At 30.8% G+C, this 20,722-nt stretch carries 22 protein-coding genes; 1 reads left to right on the top strand and 21 read right to left on the bottom strand.

The window, feature by feature from the left end; all coding sequences use genetic code 11:
* Nucleotides 1-43: 43 nt before the first annotated feature.
* The 4 genes from bsdE14_RS20925 to bsdE14_RS20910 form a co-directional block, all read right to left on the bottom strand.
* Entirely contained in the window at nucleotides 44-904 is an 861-nt protein-coding gene (locus bsdE14_RS20925; RefSeq protein WP_264851961.1) for a phosphotransferase family protein, read from the bottom strand.
* Nucleotides 905-941: 37 nt separating this feature from the next.
* On the bottom strand, nucleotides 942-1,691 hold the full coding sequence (locus bsdE14_RS20920) for a DUF5694 domain-containing protein (RefSeq protein ID WP_264851960.1): 750 nt from the start codon (nucleotides 1,689-1,691) through the stop codon (nucleotides 942-944).
* A gap of 89 nt (nucleotides 1,692-1,780) precedes the next feature.
* Nucleotides 1,781-2,308 (bottom strand): flavodoxin domain-containing protein, encoded by a 528-nt coding sequence (locus bsdE14_RS20915; RefSeq protein ID WP_264851959.1) that lies wholly within the window; start codon nucleotides 2,306-2,308, stop codon nucleotides 1,781-1,783.
* Nucleotides 2,309-2,516: 208 nt separating this feature from the next.
* Entirely contained in the window at nucleotides 2,517-2,870 is a 354-nt protein-coding gene (locus bsdE14_RS20910; protein ID WP_264851957.1) for a hypothetical protein, read from the bottom strand.
* 234 nt (nucleotides 2,871-3,104) lie between these two features.
* On the opposite strand from bsdE14_RS20910, the gene bsdE14_RS20905 reads away from it, so the two are divergent.
* Nucleotides 3,105-3,407 carry a hypothetical protein gene (locus bsdE14_RS20905; protein WP_264851956.1) on the top strand — a complete coding sequence of 101 codons (303 nt, stop codon included), beginning with the start codon at nucleotides 3,105-3,107 and terminating at the stop codon, nucleotides 3,405-3,407.
* Between the two features lie 123 nt (nucleotides 3,408-3,530).
* On the opposite strand, the gene citF is transcribed toward bsdE14_RS20905, so the two are convergent.
* The 17 genes from citF to bsdE14_RS20820 form a co-directional block, all read right to left on the bottom strand.
* The gene (citF, locus tag bsdE14_RS20900) at nucleotides 3,531-5,063 is read right to left on the bottom strand and encodes a citrate lyase subunit alpha (RefSeq protein WP_264851955.1); all 1,533 of its coding nucleotides are present in this window, start codon (nucleotides 5,061-5,063) and stop codon (nucleotides 3,531-3,533) included.
* Entirely contained in the window at nucleotides 5,053-5,952 is a 900-nt protein-coding gene (gene citE / locus bsdE14_RS20895; RefSeq protein ID WP_264851954.1) for a citrate (pro-3S)-lyase subunit beta, read from the bottom strand. Before citE ends, citF begins: the two co-directional genes overlap by 11 nt.
* Entirely contained in the window at nucleotides 5,952-6,251 is a 300-nt protein-coding gene (gene citD / locus bsdE14_RS20890; RefSeq protein WP_264851952.1) for a citrate lyase acyl carrier protein, read from the bottom strand. Before citD ends, citE begins: the two co-directional genes overlap by 1 nt.
* A 77-nt stretch (nucleotides 6,252-6,328) precedes the next feature.
* Nucleotides 6,329-7,357, bottom strand: coding sequence for a homoserine dehydrogenase (locus bsdE14_RS20885; RefSeq protein ID WP_264851951.1), 1,029 nt, complete (start codon nucleotides 7,355-7,357; stop codon nucleotides 6,329-6,331).
* Nucleotides 7,358-7,386: 29 nt separating this feature from the next.
* Nucleotides 7,387-8,619: an NADP-dependent isocitrate dehydrogenase gene (locus bsdE14_RS20880; RefSeq protein ID WP_264851950.1), complete on the bottom strand. Its 1,233-nt coding sequence runs from the start codon at nucleotides 8,617-8,619 to the stop codon at nucleotides 7,387-7,389.
* A gap of 26 nt (nucleotides 8,620-8,645) precedes the next feature.
* Complete coding sequence (locus bsdE14_RS20875; RefSeq protein ID WP_264851949.1) at nucleotides 8,646-10,571, bottom strand: aconitate hydratase; 1,926 nt, start codon at nucleotides 10,569-10,571, stop codon at nucleotides 8,646-8,648.
* A 382-nt stretch (nucleotides 10,572-10,953) separates the two neighbouring features.
* Nucleotides 10,954-11,817, bottom strand: coding sequence for a pentapeptide repeat-containing protein (locus bsdE14_RS20870; RefSeq protein WP_264851948.1), 864 nt, complete (start codon nucleotides 11,815-11,817; stop codon nucleotides 10,954-10,956).
* Between the two features lie 103 nt (nucleotides 11,818-11,920).
* Complete coding sequence (locus tag bsdE14_RS20865) at nucleotides 11,921-12,412, bottom strand: flavodoxin family protein (RefSeq protein WP_264851946.1); 492 nt, start codon at nucleotides 12,410-12,412, stop codon at nucleotides 11,921-11,923.
* A 43-nt stretch (nucleotides 12,413-12,455) separates the two neighbouring features.
* Nucleotides 12,456-12,641, bottom strand: coding sequence for a hypothetical protein (locus tag bsdE14_RS20860; RefSeq protein ID WP_264851945.1), 186 nt, complete (start codon nucleotides 12,639-12,641; stop codon nucleotides 12,456-12,458).
* 100 nt (nucleotides 12,642-12,741) lie between these two features.
* Complete coding sequence (locus bsdE14_RS20855; RefSeq protein WP_264851944.1) at nucleotides 12,742-13,146, bottom strand: GNAT family N-acetyltransferase; 405 nt, start codon at nucleotides 13,144-13,146, stop codon at nucleotides 12,742-12,744.
* Between the two features lie 560 nt (nucleotides 13,147-13,706).
* On the bottom strand, nucleotides 13,707-14,999 hold the full coding sequence (locus bsdE14_RS20850; protein ID WP_264851943.1) for a bifunctional DedA family/phosphatase PAP2 family protein: 1,293 nt from the start codon (nucleotides 14,997-14,999) through the stop codon (nucleotides 13,707-13,709).
* 60 nt (nucleotides 15,000-15,059) lie between these two features.
* Complete coding sequence (locus bsdE14_RS20845) at nucleotides 15,060-15,647, bottom strand: undecaprenyl-diphosphatase (protein ID WP_264851942.1); 588 nt, start codon at nucleotides 15,645-15,647, stop codon at nucleotides 15,060-15,062.
* A gap of 149 nt (nucleotides 15,648-15,796) precedes the next feature.
* The gene (locus bsdE14_RS20840) at nucleotides 15,797-17,200 is read right to left on the bottom strand and encodes a sensor histidine kinase (RefSeq protein ID WP_264851941.1); all 1,404 of its coding nucleotides are present in this window, start codon (nucleotides 17,198-17,200) and stop codon (nucleotides 15,797-15,799) included.
* A complete protein-coding gene (locus tag bsdE14_RS20835) occupies nucleotides 17,181-17,861 on the bottom strand; it encodes a response regulator transcription factor (RefSeq protein ID WP_264851940.1) in 681 nt (226 codons plus the stop codon). Before bsdE14_RS20835 ends, bsdE14_RS20840 begins: the two co-directional genes overlap by 20 nt.
* Before the next feature lie 352 nt (nucleotides 17,862-18,213).
* The gene (locus bsdE14_RS20830; protein WP_264851939.1) at nucleotides 18,214-18,825 is read right to left on the bottom strand and encodes a cadmium resistance transporter; all 612 of its coding nucleotides are present in this window, start codon (nucleotides 18,823-18,825) and stop codon (nucleotides 18,214-18,216) included.
* A 266-nt stretch (nucleotides 18,826-19,091) separates the two neighbouring features.
* Nucleotides 19,092-19,613, bottom strand: coding sequence for a dCTP deaminase (gene dcd, locus bsdE14_RS20825; protein WP_264851938.1), 522 nt, complete (start codon nucleotides 19,611-19,613; stop codon nucleotides 19,092-19,094).
* Nucleotides 19,614-19,888: 275 nt separating this feature from the next.
* Nucleotides 19,889-20,713: a DUF4037 domain-containing protein gene (locus bsdE14_RS20820; RefSeq protein WP_264851937.1), complete on the bottom strand. Its 825-nt coding sequence runs from the start codon at nucleotides 20,711-20,713 to the stop codon at nucleotides 19,889-19,891.
* Nucleotides 20,714-20,722 lie beyond the last annotated feature (9 nt).

Here is a 20,722-nt window from a genome sequence, read left to right as displayed (position 1 = left end):
AGGGTAAAAAATAACTCTAACTTCTTAAAGTTAGAGTTATTTTTTATATATATTGTTTTATACCTGAGTTAAATGCTGCCTCATCACCTACTTCTAGTCCAAACATTGCTTCCTGTAAGGCAAATGTACTTGCATAAAATCTAGCTCGATCCAATAAATCATCTACTTTTGGATAAAAAGGTTCAAAGGATTTAACAAAATCTTCTCCATACCCAAATGGTCCTATTAGAGAAGCAATATCAGTTGCAGGATCTCCAATAGATACATCATTGAAATCAATAATACCACTTATGGTTTGTAAATTAGGATCAAATATAATATTAGTTGGTCCAAAATCTCCATGTATTATAGTTTCATCAAAATCTAAATCATGGTTTAAAAAGCTATCGAAGTTTTTGCTAATTGTGTCTTTTGCTTCTTTTCTCATAAATTTAAATAATTTTGTTTCTATCTTATCATAAAAATTTGTCCACTCACTATAAGTATCCGTAAATTTTATTTCATGATCATAAAATTCTTCGATTGGTATACTATGCAATTCTCTTAAAAATGTAGCTAACTGTTTAGAGATAATTTCTTTTCGAACAACATTATGATATACATTCTGTCTAAGACTAACCCCTTTAATCATCCTATATCCACCATATACATGTCCAGTATGAAAAGAATCTAAGTTTTTGTAATTATATTCTGGAATATCTAAGGTACTGTGTTTCTTTAATATATTTAGAATATCAATCTCTATCTTCATTTTTTTAATACCTTCTAAATACTTTGGAAATTTGAAAACAGTATTATCATTCACAATAACAATATCGTTATTTTGTCCTTCAGTATTAAACCGATATTTTTCTATTATTAAGCTTGGATTTTTTTCTTTTATTATTTTAATATATTTATTCATTTATCTCACCTGTTAACAATTACCCTTAGGAAAAGTTTTATAAATAATCTAAAGCATCTATAAATTCAAATTTATTGTACTCTTTAACAAAATCTTGAAGGATCTTGCAATGACCAGCACCATAAATTACTAGTATTTTATCACTAGGCTTTGCTATTCTCTGTAGATTTCCCAAAATATATAGGTTTCTTCTATACCATTCTGTAAGCATATCTACTCCATAGTAAGTATCACCAGCTCCTACTTGAGCTAAATGCAGATATAGGCTGCTATGCTCTTTTGAAATACGATCAGGATTATTTAAATATCTCAAGTTTTCACAAACTGTATGACTATCCATGTAGTTACTAACGTATGTGCCATATTCACTAATCTCATTCATAAATTCATTATACAATTCTGGACAAATATTTTTAGCATATTCAAAATGATTATCAGGAAGATCTACTGGATAATCTACTGGGTAAATTTTATCATGATTTAACTTTTGTCCTAGTCTAAAGGCTAATTGTACTATTTCATTTCTATGACTTATTAATTTATTTTCTACATAAGTTTTGTTTAAGCAGTATTCTGAATACACTTCATTTAATTCTTTAGCTTTTGACTCCCTTGCTTCAACAGCAATTTTAGTTGGTTTAAACTTTAGCAATTTCTCTACTACTTCTAAAATTTCACTTTGTATTTTATCAGAAGCAATTTCTCCTGCATCAATATTTATTAAATGTTCGCCCCCATTACCAAAGTGATAAGTACCTAATATAAGTACTTTTGTTTTTTTCTCCATAAATTCCCCATCCCCCACATATTTAATCTGAGGTTACGTTCAAAGGCAACCTTTCAACTTACTTTACATAAAATTAAACCTTATATTATCTATCCTTGTAGGTAACTAACTATTACATCTATATTTTTCCTTAATGAAAAATCCGTAGGTCTATCATATATGGACAGCATACCTATTTCATCCTTTGTTAATTTATCTTTAGCTTTACTTTTTATTTTCAATTTCAATAAGTTCATTAGAAATTTATCAAAGAAATTTAATTTTTTATAATCAAATCCGCCTCTAAAATAAAAAAATTTAATATATTTTTGCTGCTCTGAGGTGAAATTTTTGCTTACGACTTCATCTATTACACGCTGACTTGATGGAGAGGCACCAGTCGCAAATATAACTAATTTTTTGTCTTTTAGCTTATCAAAGTTTTTCGTAATAAATTTAAGTCCAGTGATTCCTGCTGCATATAAACTTCCGCCATAAATTATGTTATCATATTGCTTTATCATGTCTATATCAACCTTAGTTGCATCAAAAACATCTGCTGATAGAGCCTCTGCAATCCATTGAGCATATTTTTTTGTAAAACCAGTTTTAGATTTATAAATAATTACGGTTTTCATAAAATTCTCCAATCCATCTTTTCAATTAATACTATAATTATACCATATTATTCCTATATGATGTACATTATAATTTCTTTAACAGATTTTTCAATGAAAATAAAAAACTCAGAATCTAACAAATTTAGATTCTGAGTCATCTTTTAATAACTATTTACTTAAAATATATAGATAAATATAGTACTGTATAAGTTATTAATATAAAGTTTTATTTTTTGCAGCACTCTTTGTTACCATGAATACGTTCTTTGCACCAACCGAAAAGGCGTGTTAATAAACAGGTTAGAATAGCTAGTATCGCACCTACAATAAGGCTTAAAAGAATATATTTTGGAGTAAAGCTTAAGCAGTGTAAATAACTATCAAGAGCACTAAAATCTCCTATACCTTTTATAAAACGCAACCCTGCAAAATTAATACCTACAATAAACAGATCATATATAAGCGCTAATAGAATTGTTTTACAGCAGTTTATACGATTGTAACATATAAGGTTGTACACTGCTACTGCAAATAATCCTGGTACTAGGAACATGAGGAAATATACAAATACATACCACACATTTATTCCTCCTTTTCATATTATTAAAGTAATAATCTACCTAATATATAATATGATACAAGCTATAAACAGTGCATTAAACATACATTAGGGAGAATTTAGTAATCTAATTGTATCTTATAGTTTTGATATCCTTTTCAAATTAAATGTTATAAGGTAATATTATTATAAAGTGATATAAAATTCTTATATAACTTTATAATAACTAGAATTATATTTAAAGGGGATAAAATTATGAAACTAATTACTATGGATGAATTTTTTAAAGAATTAGATGGTCTTAAAAATACTAATTTAGTGGCTATAGTGAATGCATATGAGCTTGATACAGTTTACTGCATTGATGAACTTCAGTATGAACTAATTAATGAGTGTTATGGAAAAATACTGAGACTATTTAGTAAAAATGGTATGAGAGATTACTATGACTATAATGGAGTTTATATTAGTTTAAAAGATATTGCTAAAATTTCAACTACTGAGGATACAATTTATGTTTATTTGCAAAATCAAGTGGTTAAGCTAAAATTCAAATAATGATTGAAAAATGGATAATAAAAAATAAACCTAAAGTAATTAATTCAAACTTTAGGTTTATTTTTGAGCTATAAGATACCGTATGTGCTAAAGTTGTTAAGCAAAACACCTATGGTACATACTTTATTTAATCTTTCTTACCACATCAATGATGCTTCCATCCCTATATTCGACTATTGCAACAACTTTATCATCATATTCAATCTTATCAGGAATTCCAACTATTCTTTCAATTTTATCCTTTAACTCTTGGATTGTGAATATAGGTATATCTACTTTACTAAATCTTTGGATTAAATCTTCTCTCTTAGGATTTATTGCTATACCTATTTCTGTTACAAGGACATCAACGCTGTCGCCAGGTGTAATAACTGTATTTACAGAATCAACTATGCATGGTATTCTACCGCGAATGAGTGGAGATATAATTATCGTCAATTTAGCGCAAGCTGCAGTATCACAGTGCCCGCCAGATGCTCCTCTTAAAACACCGTCTGATCCAGTCATTACATTCACATTAAAATCAGTATCTATCTCTAATGCTGATAATACAACAACATCCAGCTTATTAGCTATGCAACCTTTATTATGAGGGTTTGCATAAAAGGATGAATCTATTTCATGATGCATGGGATTTTTATCTATAGATTCTACAGCAGCCAAATCAAAACCCTGTACATCAAAAATATGCTTTATTAATCCTTCTTCATGCATTTCTACTATTTGCTTAGTTATTCCTCCCAGTGCGAAGTTTGCTTTAATATTTGATTTTATCATTTCATTTCTTAAAAATCTACTTACAGCAAGTGTTGCCCCGCCGGTTCCTGTTTGAAAGGAAAATCCATCTTTAAAATATCCAGATCCTACTATGACTTTATTTGCATATTCAGCCATTAATAATTCTTTAGGATTTTTAGTATACCTAGTAGCTCCAGAAGCAATACCTGCTGGATCTCCAATTTTATCTACCTTTACTACATAATCTACATTAGTTTGCAATATACTTGCAGGAGCATTAGGAAAATCAACTAGACAATCAGTAATAATAACTACTTTATCTGCATATAAGGCATCGATTTTTCCATAGCCAAGAGAGCCACAATTGGCTGATCCTCTAGAGCCACTTGCATTACCATATTCATCAGATGAGGCTGCACCTAAAAACGCTACATCGATCTTAATATCACCAGCTTCAATTGCCCTTGCACGCCCGCCATGAGATCTTATTATTACCGGATCATCCATAAGTCCCTTTGAAATTTCTTCAGCCAATGTCCCTCTTAGGCCACTAGTAGTAATCTTTGATATCACTCCGTCTTTTATAAATTTAATTAGAGGTTTATGTACAACGCTAAGCGAACTAGATGCTAGAGTCAAATTTCTTATGCCTAGTTTTGCAATAACTTCTATTACCATATTTAAAATGTAATCGCCTTCTCTAAAATGATGATGAAAAGAAATGGTCATTCCATCCTTTAATCCACATTTAACAATGGCCTCTTCTAAATTGTCAACAAGTTTGCCTTGACCAGGATGAACTGATTTAATCACAGGTGAAGCTTTTGCTATAGTAGAATCCATGGAAAACTCGCCTTCATATAGCCTTTTATCTTTAGCAATATTTTCAGGAATATCTCTTCCTATACTATTCTTCATCTTCCATGCCCTCCTTATATAAACCTACCGCCATAGCTAGCTGCAATACACGTTCTGCCCTCTCAATGATTGGTTTATCAATCATCTTTCCATTTAAAGATATAACTCCAATTCCATGCTTTTGTGCATCTCTAGCGGCTTTGCAAATATTCATAGATTTTATTATTTCCTGCTCTGTAGGAGCAAAGATTTCATGAACTGGCTTAATTTGTTTTGGATTAATAACTGATTTGCCATCAAAACCGAGCTGTTTTACTAGCTGAACTTCTTTCCTAAAGCCTTCTTCATTTTCTACATCCGAATAAACTGTATCTAATGCATAAATCCCTGCAGCTCTTGCTGCAATGACTATATGACTTCTAGCTCCCAATAATTCCATTCCATCAGGATATCTCTTTGTTTTAAGACTTGTAACGTAATCTTCTGCCCCTAGGGCAATTCCAATAAGCCTTTTACTTGATGTCGCAATAGAATAAGCATTTACTACTCCTGTAGCTCCTTCAATAGCTGCCATCATTTTTGTGCTTCCTACTTCTATTCCTATTTTTCTTTCTACCTCTTCAATAACCTGTTCTACATCAAGTATATCTGCTTTTGTTTCTGTTTTTGGCAGTCTAATTACATGTACACCTGCTCTTACAACAGCTTCAATGTCTGTTCTTCCAAAAGGACTATCAAGTCCATTAATTCTAACTACTACCTCTGTATTCCCATAATCAATTGTCTTTATAGCATTAAAAACTAAAAATCTAGCGGAGTCTTTCTCGGAAACTGCAACTGCATCTTCAAGGTCAAACATTAGAGAGTCTGCCCCATAAATTCCTGCATCCTTTAGCATACTAGGATTGTTACCAGGAACAAACATCATTGTTCTTCTTAAACGTTCCATTAATCAAATACCTCCCAATTAAAGTCTCCTTCAATTTCGCAAGCTCTATAAACTGCACAAGCAACTCTTGACCTGATTGTATAGTCCAATGCTCCTTTATCCATAGCAACTATTTTAACATTATCTATTTCAAGTTTTTCTAAGGTTTCCTTAATAACCTTTCTAATTTGCTTACCAAACTGCTTTTCAACAACACTTTCAAGTTCAATTTCTATGCCAGCATTTTCATTAGCTGAAATTATTATCTTAATGTCGTTAGATTCTATAGTTCCAGCTACTGCATTTTTTACAAATTTCATACCTTCGCCCCCAAAATTATTTGATAATAACTCATGATAAGTGCCCTATAGCTTTACATAAACTATAGAGCACTAACTTAAAACCTATATCCCCTATAAATATTAATCAAATCTCTTAAAATAGATGCCCCAGCAGGAATTACTCCAGAGGCGCCGCCAATGATGGTTAAATCACCTAGAACATCAGATATATATCGTACTGCTTTATTTTTCCCATCTACTCCATAAAGAGGATGGGTTCTATCTAATTTTTCGAGCCCAACAGTTAAATGAGTTTCTCCATTTTCTTTTACTGCTTTGCCAAGCAATTTATATTTTTTTCCTTCGTGTAAGCATTTTTTAACATCTTCTGCAGTAATTTTTGTGATTCCCTCTACAGATAAATCTTCTAGAGATTTTTGCTCGTTCATTAAAACATTTGTAAGAATTACTAACTTCGTTGCAGTATCCCATCCTTCAACGTCCAAGGACGGATCAGTTTCTGCAATTCCTAATTGTTGTGCTTTTTTCAAAGCATCTAAATAAGTACATCCACTGTTCTCCATTTCATTAATAATGAAATTACTGGTTCCATTTAAAACTCCTTCAATAGAGAGAATATCCGCACCAGCAAGATCTATTATTCCTCCATTTATGGATGGGAGGGCACCTCCAGTAGTACAACCGATTCCTAGAATTGCACTATTTTTTATAGCTATGGTTTTTAACTCTTTATATGCCAAGAGAATTGGGCCCTTATTTGCAGTAACTACATTTATACCGCATTCAAGGGATTTCTTAATATGAGTCATTGCAGGCTCCCCTGTCTCTTTATTAGTAGGGGTCAATTCTATAACTACATCTACATCCCTGTTTTGAAGCATTTTTTCAAAAGAAACATAATTACTTCCTCCAGAAGGATATTTTGTGATATCTCTTTCACTTGCTCCATACTCTATCAAATCTTTAAGGTCTATTCCTTTTGAATTGAAAATCCCACCATTTTTACCAATTATATAATTCACCTGAATTTGTAGACCTTCTCTATTTAAATAATCCTTCTTATCGTATAGGAGCTGTACAAAAGCTCTTCCAACTCCACCATAACCTATAATAGCAACCCTCATTAATTTATCTCCTTTTAATAATATAATTTTTACATTTGTTTAAGTAATGCTTCAAGGTGTTCTGCAGTAAGATTGAGCCATTCTTCTGAAGTTACTATACGCTTATTTGAAGCCTCAGATAGAATTTCTAAATCCCTTGTAATAATTCCTCTATCTATGGTCTCTATACATGCAGTTTCAAGCTTGTTTGCAAAATTTACAAGTTCTGAATTTCCATCAAGTTCTCCTCTCTTTCTAAGAGCACCAGTCCAAGCAAAGATAGTAGCCATAGGATTAGTTGAAGTTTTCTCTCCTTTTAGATGTTTGTAGTAATGCTTTTGAACAGTGCCATGCGAAGCCTCGTATTCAAAATATCCATTTGGAGAAACAAGTACTGATGTCATCATAGCAAGACTTCCAAAAGCAGAAGCAACTAAATCAGACATTACATCACCATCATAGTTTTTGCATGCCCAAAGCATTCCACCTTCTGATTTTATGATACGAGCAACAACGTCATCAATTAATGTATAAAAGTATGTTATACCTGCTTCCTTAAATTTTTTTTCAAAAGATATGCCCTCATATTTTCTGTGATACACTTCATTAAATATCTCTCTGAAATTTGCATCATAGGTTTTGGAAATAGTGTCCTTAGAAGAGAACCAAAGATCAATTTTCTTGTCCAGTGCATAGTTAAAACAGGATTTTGCAAAGCTTTCAATTGATTTATCTAGGTTATGCATTGCCATTACTACACCCTTGCCCTTAAATTCATGTATGCACTGCCTGGAAATCTCCTTGCCCTCAGTGTTTGTGAATACCAGTTCAGCCTTGCCTGCTTCCATTGCTTTAAACTCTACATCTTTATAAACATCACCATATGCATGTCTTGCAATTATTATTGGTCTTCTCCAGGTTTTTACATAAGGCTTTATTGTACTTACTACTATGGGTTCACGAAAAACTGTACCATCAAGTATAGATCTTATAGTCCCATTAGGACTTTTCCACATCTTCTTTAAATTATATTCAGCAACTCTATCTGCATTAGGTGTAATAGTGGCACATTTTACACCAACACCATACTTTTTTATTGCTTCTGCTGCATCATGTGTAATTTGATCATCCGTATTATCTCTTTCCTTAACCCCTAGGTCATAATATTCAGTTTTTAAATCAATATATGGTAAAAGTAATGTATTTTTAATCATTCCCCATAGAATACGTGTCATCTCGTCACCGTCCATTTCTACTAATGGAACTGTCATCTTGATTTTCATATTTCATCCCCCCTGATTATTTAAAATTAATATTTGATTTTACTCTTAATCCAGGATAACTTTCCACCCATCTTTAATATTTCCGCATCTGATTCTGAAAGTGCATGTGTAACCTGGATTTCTATATTCTTTGTAACATTTTTTAATATAATTTTACCCATTAAGTCACCAATTGTAATTATTAATTCATCGCCTACATCAATTTTTTCATAGTCTTCCGGATTTTTAAAGGTCAATGGTACAATTCCAAAATTAATAAGATTTGCAAGGTGAATTCTAGCAAAGGATTTTACTATAACTGCTTTAACTCCTAGGTATTTTGGTGCAAGTGCTGCATGTTCACGGCTTGAACCCTGGCCATAATTGTCACCAGCTACAATAAATCCACCATTTTTTTCTTTTGCTCGCTCATAGAAATTACTATCAACAGCCTCAAAAATATGCTTAGATATTTCAGGCACATTGCTGCGTAGAGGGAGTATTTTAGCACCTGCTGGCATTATATGATCTGTAGTAATATTATCTTGGAGTTTAATCAATGCTTCACCAGAAAGTTCATCTTCAAGTGGAAAGAAATCAGGTAAAGGTGCTATATTAGGACCAAATTGCACTTGAACTTTCTTAGCCTTCTCAAGTGGAAGAGGTTTAATTATCATATTGTCATTAACTATAAATTTATGAGGCATTTCGAATTCAGGATACTTTCCAAGAGTTCTAGGGTCAGTCAAAACTCCTGTAATTGCAGTAGCAACAGCTGTTTCAGGACTTACTAAGTAAGTTTTAGCATCTTTAGTACCACTTCTTCCTTCAAAATTTCTATTAAAAGTTCTTACAGAAATCCCCTTAGAACAAGGTGCTGATCCCATTCCAATACAAGGACCACAGGTGTTTTCAAGCATCCTTGCACCAGCATTAACAAGATGTTTCATATCTCCGCTTTCAATAAGGTGTTCCACAACCTGTCTTGAGCCAGCACTTATAGTCATATGCAGATTCTCTGAAACTGTCTTTCCTTTTATAGCTTTGGCTACAATTATAAGGTCTCTTAAGGATGAATTTGTACAAGAACCAATTGATACCTGATCAACCTTTAATCCAGCAATCTCAGCTACTTTTTTCACATTTCCTGGGCTGTGAGGAAGAGCTACCATAGGTTCAACTTCATTCAAATTGATTTCTATAATTTCATCATAGTCAGCATTTTCATCAGGTATTATTTCTACCCATTGATTTTCTCTACCTTGCCCCTTTAGAAATTCTCTCGTAATTTCATCACTAGGGAAAATACTTGTTGTGCATCCAGTTTCAGTTCCCATATTTGTTATAGTAGCCCTGTCAGGAACACTTAAATTCTTAACCCCATCACCACAATATTCAAGAACTTTTCCTACTCCTCCATTAACATTTATACGCCTTAGCACCTCTAGAATTACGTCTTTTGCGGAAACCCATTCTTGAAGCTTTCCTGAAAGCTTGACACCAACTACTTTAGGATATTTAAGTTTAAAGGTTTCTCCAGCCATTGAAACTGCTACATCAAGACCTCCTGCACCTATTGCAAAGGAGCCAATTCCACCTGCAGTTGGTGTATGACTATCTGAACCGATTAATGTCTTTCCTGGGCAAGCAAATCTTTCTAAAAATACTTGATGACATATACCATTTCCTGGCCTTGAAAAATAGAGACCATATTTAGCTGCAACAGTTTGTAAATAACGGTGATCATCAGGATTTTTAAAATCTGTCTGCAGCGTATTGTGATCTACAAAGCTTACGCTGAGCTCAGTTTTAATCCTATTTATGCCAATAACTTCAAATTGTAAATATGCCATTGTTCCTGTTGCATCCTGAGTTAATGTATGGTCAATTATAATTGCCACTTCCTCACCAGCTTTTGGTATACCTTCAGCAATATGCTTCTTCAAGATTTTTTCAGTAATTGTCCCTGCCATCTTTATTCCCCCTAATATTATTATTTTTCGTCACAAAAAATAATACCCCTTAGCATTTCTGTTAAAGGGCATGACAAAACAAATAAACATTTTACTTCAGCTGGAGGGTTTAGGAGTTTCACCTAGTTCCCTTTAATATAAAATATTATAATTTCATGCTTTTTATTATATATCACTATAAATATATATTGCATAATGATAAATATATGATACATTATATCGGATATATGTTATATTATATCATCAAAACCATATTTTGTAAATTATATTATAAATAAAACATGCTTTAGTTATAAAAATAGAGCCTATTAATAAGACTCCATTTTAGTATATAATACTTTTTTACTTAATATTCATTAAAATTAGTTTAGTAAAAAGTATGCTATCTGTCCCAATATTCTGGTGGTGTTAATGATACAGGAAGCCTTGTATTTGAGTTTCCCCTAGCAGAATTAATCTGAGATTGAGTAATAAATAAGCTATCTGAAAGGTTAGCATCTCTTATATCTGCGTCACGCAAATCTGCTCCAATAAGATCAGCCCCACTTAAGTCATTTCCACTTAGATTTGCCGCAATAAGCAATGCTCCTCTTAAATCAGCTCCTCTAAGATTAGTTCTTCTAAGGTCTGCACCAATTAAATCTAGTCTTCCGGCAATTCTTTTTTTAGATTTCAAAGTATTTTTTTGTCCACTTGTCACTATGAATCTGATATGTTCGCTAGTCTGTTGAAGTAGGGAATTAACCTTTTGTCTATGCGCCTCTAAGTTTATTTCTAAGAGTGAGCCTGCGTCTAGGTTAGTAAGCCCTTCTGTTTCTTTTATTAATTGGCTTAGTGTATTTTTCGTTATACTATTACCTTGCAGCATAAGTGCTTCTGTTAAATACCACAGCATTTCGTGAAGTTGCCTCATAATTAAAAATACCTGAAACATTTCTTTTTCTAATTCAGGTTTTTTCAGCCAGTGTTCTCCTCTGTATGTAACTTGTGCTACCTTTTGCCCTGCACCAAAACAGTCATAAGCTATACAACCTTTAAGTCCATTCTCTCTAAGGTTTTTATGTATAGCACAAGTAAAACCCTCTTGTAGGTTTATGCAGGGTATGCCAGCATCTTTATCAGTTGGAAAACCTTCTGAAGCAGAAAAATACAATGCAACACAGCAAAAGCCAAAGCATCTTTTACAATTTATTCTCAAAACTTCGTATAGTTTTTTATCACGTACAATTATGTTTTTATAAGTCATATCCTTTCTCCTCATAACGCTAAATAGTAAATAATTTCATCTCTTTAATTATATCATAATAAATAAAATGGGACTTATCTAAAAGAGTAAGTCCTTTATATACTTATTTTTTATTTCTTATTATTTCTTCATAAAAATGCTGAAATTTTTCATTTGAAGTGGCATCCATACCTTTAATTGGTTCGATAAAGTCAACAGTTCCTTTTATTGTGTTACCAGCTAATTTATTTTGTAATTTCTCAAAACATTTTTCTGCACCACCACCGGCATGGCAGGCAAACAAATATATTTCCTTACCTTGAATATTATTTTCAGATATAAATGACATGATAGGGGCAGCAAAAGATCCAGCCCAAATAGGTGTTCCAATAATAATAGTATCATAATTCTCTACTGCAATTTTACCATTAGTCAATTTTGGCTTTTCATTAAAAATTACACTTTTGCCTCCCCAAAAAAACTTTGTGAATTTTCCTGTAGGAATTTGCTTTTTGGGAATTAATCTAATAATATCTGCATGTATTTTCTTTGCTAATTCTTGCGCAATCATATCAGTATCACCTTCAAGTGAATAGTAAACAATTAAATTTTTCATAATAACCTCCAAATAACTTTTGTGTTGGATTAATTTTAAGATCTTACTTCTCTGATTTTATGTGAATTCTATCAGATGCAATAAAAATAAAAAGAAATCCTAAACTTATAAGAATACCACCAATTAATCTAATTAAATAGTCAGATGTAAATGCACTTCCTATTAAAACTAAGCCAAGTCCTATTGTAAAGGTCATCATCTGAGGCCACTGCTTTACCTTATGTAGCACTTCCTATTCCACCCTTTCTAACCTTTCTAGACATAAATTAAAGTTATAACAGTTTACTTATTAATTGCTAGTATATTCCTAGTATAATTCAAATATCACTTTATCTTTTTTGCTTTCTTTTCATCCCGCAGCTCTTAGGTTCTACGTATTCAAAACTAAATTGAGAATATAGCTTATCAGCCGGTTTATTGGCAATTAAACATACATATGCATGCTCATCAGTATTCTGATCTAAATAATTATCAATTTCCTGCATAATTATTTTTGCATATCCTTTGCCCTGATAGTCTGGATCCACCATTATATCAGAAACCACATAGGTTATCCCTTGGTCCCCCACAATTCTCCCAAATCCAATTAACTTGTCCTCATCCCATAGAGTAACAATAAACAGTGAATTTTTTAGGGCTGTTTCTGTTTTTAACATATGCTTTGTTCCCATTCCTGTTCTCAATCTTAAAGAAATATATTCATTAGCTGAAGGGACAGTGTACTTTATATCCATATATATTTTCATCTCCTATTAATGTTATTATTAAGCTCCCTAATTAAAATTATATAGAAGTATTTATTACATACAATTACTATACAACATAATAACAAATATCACACAAAAGGCTGATTGTTTCTAAGTTTTTATATATTATCTTTATCCCTACCGATAAATAACTCTTTAAAGCGTTTAACTGCATATTTACAAATATCACTAATCCATATCCATATGGTATCAATAGATTGTTTTTTGAATATTGTTTTTATCCTTTTGTATCCCCTTCACAAAACCACCATAAATGGTAATCTGAGAATTTTGAGTATGATATGTAGAAGAGGAATCATCAGCATTAAACTGCAATGGTATACTCTTAAAGTCTTTATTAATTTTGTAAGTAATTACAGAATTATAAATGAACGCTCCAATACCTATGATAAAACAGAAACTCAAGATAATGATTATTAAGTTAGTAATCTTCTTTAATTTCATAGACACCCAACTTTTTAGTTTAAACATAATAAACCATAGTAAAATTAAAGTGATTTTCTAAACTAATATTAACATACTAATAATTATTTTTCCATTTTATGCATCATTCTATAAATCTCCAATAAGACTATATTTAAAGTTAACCATACTCCACCAAAAACATATCCAGCATATACATCACTGGGATATTGAAATTGATAAAATACTGTACTTAAGCCTGCAAGGAAACAAATAGTTATAGTTAATGCTGCTGATGCCGTTCGAAGCCAATTTTTCTTAGTGTGGCGTAATATAATAAAACATAAGAATCCATATGCAGCAACAGCCATAAAAGCTTCATTACTTGGAAAAGTATATTTATTTGTTTCCATTAGTGATTGTCCAGATGGTCCTACACGTCTGAAAATAAAGCTTAGCAAGGTTTGTAGTATTTCTCCACCAAGAATGGTTAGTAGTGTGAATTTTATTTCAATAAATTTATCAATTTCTCTTCTCAGAATAAATATAATTATACAAATAGTTAATGGTATTAACACTTTTAATGATGTTATATCTTCAAATAAATCCATGGCATATCGCCAATTATCAGAAAAGATAGCTTTTATTAGAAAAGTTACAATAATATCAAATTGTCCAAATTCATGTGCTAAAAAGTCTTGAATAACGCCTATTACAAGTGCAAAAAATCCTAAAAAAGCAAAAGCAGCTCCTGCTACTAGTACCTTTACCTTACCGAAGGAATTGAAGGTTTTAAAAGCATTTTCAAGCATTTCAATAGTACTCTCAATAATTTGTTGCTTGAACTTCTTGAATAAATATATAAGAACTATAAATAAAGATACTATTAGTCCACCTATAACTAAATATCTGGTTATCATACTGTGGTACTTCTCCCAATTGTTGCCCAAAACTTTACCTAGAGATATAAAGGTTGCTGTCCATAAGAAAGCACCAATATAAGCATTTATAGCAAACTTTTTATAGGTGATTTTAGTTATACCAGAAAAATATCCTGTTATATGTCTAACGCCAGGGATAAAATATGCAATGACTAATAATTTATTGCCATACTTATTAAACCATGCCGAGGTTTTATCAAGTTTATCAGGACCTAGATGAACATAGTGCCCATATCTCTTAAAAAAAGTAACCCCTAGTTTGCCTCCTATAAAATAAGATATTGTTATACCAATAATGGCACCAGCAGCTGCTACTATAATACTAGTAAACCAATTTAATTTTTGCTGATTAATAAGAAAACCGCAATAGGTCATTAGTACTTCTCCTGGTAAAGGGAAAGCAATTAGCTCCAGCATTAATGCTGCCAATAAAACTATATATCCGTAATGATTAAGAAGTACTGTTATAGAATGCAATTTAAAAATCCTCCAATTTTCTGTTTTGTAGATTTATATATAATAAAAGGAGTTATTCATTTAATTATTTAATATATCCTCTTTAGAACTGAATTTACCAATCAGCCATTTTTCTATTCTGCTATAGATTTCTTCAATTTTACTTTTCAATAGTAGATTATAAAGGTAACTTGTAATAGACACTATAATATAGGCACCTATTACATCTAATGGATAATGATTTCCAACATAAACTCTTGAGAAACCAACAATTAATGATAGTATAGTCATAATTATTCCAAGTATTCTACTATATTTTCCAAGTCCTAAAGCTATACTCATAGTTCCAGTAGCATGATCACTAGGAAAAGAAGCATCCGCTGTATGAGAAATCAATAAATTTACCTTACTATGGACAAATGGCCTATCAACATAATATATACTTCCGATAATAAAACTTAAGGCTAAGTTTATTACTGTAATAACAAAGGCATTTATAGAAGCTTTTCTATAATCTTCTTTATCTTTTATAATACCTAAAATAAAAATAAATGCAAGAATTGCCATAAAAATATAGGGTACATCTTTTGAAAAAAACACCATTATCTTATCTAGAACTATATTTCTATTGGCTAAATTATTAATTAATCTAAAAAGTTCCATATTCATTCTAATTTTCTCCTTCTCTACTAAAAGTCTGTTATTAGTATATTATCATCATTCGAGATTAAAATTAGATTAAAAAATTCTTAGATTTGCATTAATAATTAACTTTGAAAGAAATAAGGTGAAAGAAACTATCTTTCACCTTGAATGATTTATTTACCTAAGCTTAGAAAAACTACTATTCTTGTATATTTTCCTTCTTCACTTTCAATTTCTATAGTTCCACCATGCATATCTGCAATCCACTTTGCTATAGATAGTCCAAGTCCTGTTCCTGACTTTTCCTTAGACCTTGATTTATCTACAGTGTAAAACCTATCAAATATTTTACCTATTTCACCTTTAGGAATACCGATCCCCCTGTCGCTGATAGTTATTTTTGCTTTATTATCTTCAATTTCCGAATTTATATCTATTATGCTCTGCTCTGGTGAATATTTAATGCTGTTATCAATAAATATCCTTAACATTTCCTTTAGCATTTTATAATCTGCAAAAATACTTATAGTATCATTTTTATTGTTTGTTATTATATGCTTAGGAGCTAATAATACACTTTCTCTTACTAACTCTAAAATAAGTTCATTTAATAGAAATTCCTTTTTTTCTATTTTTTGAATTCCACTATCACCCTTAGCAATAAATAACAGTCTTTCAACTAAGTTGGCCATATTAGCAGATTCTAATTTAATGGCATAGATTGATTTTGCTAAAGCTTCTTGATCATCTTTTCCCCATCTATCAAGTAGGTTGGCATAGCCTTGAATAACTGCTATTGGAGTTTTAAGTTCATGAGATGCGTCTGATACAAACTGTACTTGCCTATCAAATGCTGCTTGAAGTCTATCTATCATTTTATTAAAAGTGCTGCCAAGCCTCTTGAGTTCATCATCTGGACCATTGCTTACTTCTATTCTTTCCTTTAAGTTTGTACTGCTAATGCTTTCAGCTGCTTTAGTTATATCATCAATTGGTTTCAACATTCTTTTACTTACTATGTACCCTAAAATAATAGAAGCAACAATTCCAATAAAATCTGCTACAGCCATAACTACAAATAATATTTTCAAAAAATCATATTCATTTTCCATGTCTTTTAATATTTGAACATATAAAGTACCAAAGATATTATTATTAATTTTAGTATTTTGATATATTAAATGTTTACCTTCTTCTTCTATATGATTAATTCTGTTATAATGCTGCTTTATTTGAATGTTATAATTAAATTTATTTGTTTCATTTAGTATATTTCCATTTTCATTAAAAATTTTAACTGATATATTTTCTTTAGAAGGAATATCAAATGTTAGTTCATTTGTAGATAAATTAATGTTTTCTTTTTGAGAAGCAAGATTATTTAAAATTATAGATTTCACATCATCAACTTGCTTGTTTGCTTGACTATACAAGTAAAATTTAATTCCATATAAAATTGATGCATTCAAAATAAGCAAAACTAAAGAAAACATTAAAGCATACATTGCAGTAATCTTTATGGAAATTTTCGCACCTTTAATATTTTTTAAAAAGTACTTAATCAGCCTTGATAACATAACCTACACCTCTTATGGTTGTAATTAATTTATCTTCAAATCCATCATCAATCTTACTGCGTAAATATCTTATAAATACATCTACTACATTGGTATCCCCTATATAATTATAGCCCCAAACTTTTTGAATTAATTGCTCTCTTGTAAGTACTATATTCTTATTAAGTAATAGCATTTCGAGAAGATCATATTCCTTCTTTGTTAATTCAATTTCTTTTCCAGCTCTCCATACTTGATGTGTACTTTTATTCATAACTATATCATTCACTTTTATTTCATCATATTTAATTTTCTTTATTTTTTCTCTTGTATAAACCCTTATTCTAGCCAATAATTCTTCTATAGCGAATGGCTTTGTTAGGTAATCATTAGCTCCCACATCAAGCCCAATAACTTTATCAGGTATATCGCTTTTAGCAGTTAACATTATGATCGGTACATAAGAAGAAAGCCTAATTCTTTTGCATACTTCGAGGCCATTTAATCCCGGTAGCATAATATCAAGAAGTATCAAATCATATTCTTTATTCTCAATATTTTTTAATCCTTCCTTCCCATCGTATACTATATCAACTATGTAACCTTCATGTGTAAGTTCCATTTCAATAAACATTGCCATTTGTGGTTCATCTTCCACTACCAGTATTTTAAAGTCATTCATTTTTACACCTCAATTTTTATCTCAATGCTAACTGATAATAAAAAGCACTAAGTTCTTGTATAAAATTGTTATTCATATCTTATGCGTGATATTATGAATATTATAAATTACTTGGATTAAAATTACATTAGAAAATTAAATAAATTTTGAATAGTAATTAATAAAAAAAGTCTGGTAATTTACTCCAGACCTTTTTTTATAGTCATATTATTGTACTTACTGATGATTTTTAGTATATAAGATACAAATTAGATTGGTAACTTTTTAAATGCTTCTATATATAAAAGGTTTTCTTTTAAAGACACAAAATAATAGATCTTATCATCTAAGAAATTAAAGCATTTTATTAATGTTACAATTCTGTTAAGAAGTGAGCAAAGGTTCCATTATTATACATTATGAATATACCTATTGCAGTAAATATATTACCAGTTATGAAACGTTCATATTTTTCGATAAATTTATCGAGTATGTTAATTGAAGTAAGTTTATAGCTGATTACGCAAAGAACTGCCGTACACAAAGCGAAAATAAGTACCATTAACAATATTTCTCCACCTTTAATGGTTGTAAACAATGGGATATAAACACTTAAATCATCTGCACCTAATCCAATAGTTATCGCCAAAACCTGAATCCATAGTGATTTGTATCTTTGGAGTGCTTTTTTTATCCCTTCCTCCTCTTCCTCTTCATCTTCACCTTTAATTAATATTTTTATTCCTAAAAAAACAGGAACTAGGCCAAATAACCCCATTACCCATTGTTGTGGTATAACACCTAGCCCTAAAGCGCCTAATAATCCAATGCCAATTAATATGAACGTTCCTAAAAAATATGAAATTGTAATGGTTTTTGCTCTGCCTTTATTACTCTGCTTTGCATATAACATGAATAATATTGGTATCTCATCAATACTTGTAGCTAAGTAAGTTACTAATGCTGTAATTATAACCTTAAACATTTTGGAACCCTCCTAATATGATATTTAATAGTTCTAGTAAATATTATATTAAAAAAATGTAATACTGGTTACAGTTTAGCAATAATAAGCACAACCGTCAATCCATATTTCTTTTTATACAAAAGCTACTACCCATTATGAGCAGTAGCTTTTATCTCAATCTTTTTTTATTCTGCCTTTGGAGAAAAAAATTCCTCAGCCAAGGTACTAATTGTGTAAATATATAAAGACGTATTTATTTAAAGACCATAAATACTATGCCTTTATTATTTTTCGAAATCTTTATATAATAAGCTTGGTTGTATTCCTTTATTATTCTGATACTTACCACTTGAATATTTGTCATAATCACCTTCTATAGAATGATAGTATATTTGGCATAATTCAATATCAGCATATATTCTTATTGGTTGTATGCAATGGATTTCTAATGTCCAATATCCTCGAAAACCAACATCTCCAAATCCTGCGGTTACATGTATAAATAAACCTAGTCTTCCAACAGAAGATCTACCTTCAAGCATTGGTACAAAGTTATCAGTCTCTGTATATTCTTTTGTTCTACCAAGGTAGAGTTTATTGGGCTCTAATATTAATCCCTCTTCAGGTATTATAATGCTTTTGCATTTATTTTCTTTTTTCATATCCAAAATATTATCTTCATATACAAGTAATTCGTTGTGTAATTTTAAGTTATAGCTGTTGGGGTTTAGCTGCCCTTCATTAAATGGTTCTATTACTATATCTTTTCCTAATCTTTCTTTAATTTGCTTTCCTGATAATATCATTAGTTTATTCCTCCTAAAATAAAAACTGTGTAGTATGTTACTTTTAATCAATTAACTATAATCATTATTTCTTGCTAAGTCTTTGCTCACCTCTTTACTGAAAACTATATAAGTTTATTATAATAAAAAATTCAACAAACCTTTCCAATTATTTAAATAATGATGGATGGGATAAAATCTATTAATATATGAGCCACTGTTGAAGAAAGAATATTATTGTCCCTTGTATATAAATAAACCAAATAAATGTGAATTACGCAAGTAGTAATTAAACGTTATATATCAATTTTACGTTGATATAAATACCTAAGCTCAGTAATCAGTTTACTCCATAGCTCATAAGATGCATTTATGCTTTCTGAAGAAGCCCCCAGCCTTATAACCTCCAACAAATGTTCTTCACAATCTCTAGGCTTAGTATGAAAGCTTCCTATAAACTGAAGGGTTCTCTTGCGGCTTGGAAAGTATCTTTTATTAATAGCAAATAGAGCTTGAAAGTAATGATCCATAGCTAAATCTAAAGCAAAATGATAGAATAGCACATCTTTGCGAGCTACAGCACGTTCTAAGTCTTCTATATCTTCAAGCTCAGCCAAATGATGTTTGGCTAGTTGATTTGATAATTCATCTGGATAGTCTGCTAACCTTTTTTTAAGTGAACATAAAAAATCATTTTTATCATATAATACATTAATATCTTTAAGCATAGCACAGCGGCCAACAGGATAATAGTAATTATCCAGCCTGTCTGGACAATTTCCATTAAGTATAGATTGTATATCGTTTAAAGTACCCCCTACAGTAAAATACATTAACCAGGTTTCAACACCGTTTATAAGCGCAAAATCCCCACTGCCCCAGTGACCACCTTCAAAAACGTTTATTCTTACTTCTTGTAATAAATCACCCATTTGATTCACTATAGTTTTTCTTACATCTAATTTAGGAATTTCATCACAATAAATAAAAATATCAATATCACCTTCTCCAGCTTTTGGGATTGGTTCTATTATTCCACTTATACCAATTGACTGTATTTCCTCAATATTAGAAATATTGTTTATTAGATGTTTTAAAATTATTTCAGATTTCATAGTCATATTTTTTTA

This window comes from Clostridium omnivorum (assembly GCF_026012015.1).
Taxonomy (GTDB): domain Bacteria; phylum Bacillota; class Clostridia; order Clostridiales; family Clostridiaceae; genus Clostridium_AX; species Clostridium_AX omnivorum.
The sequence above is the reverse complement of the archived record's forward strand: the minus strand, read 5'-3'. Positions and strand labels throughout refer to the sequence as shown.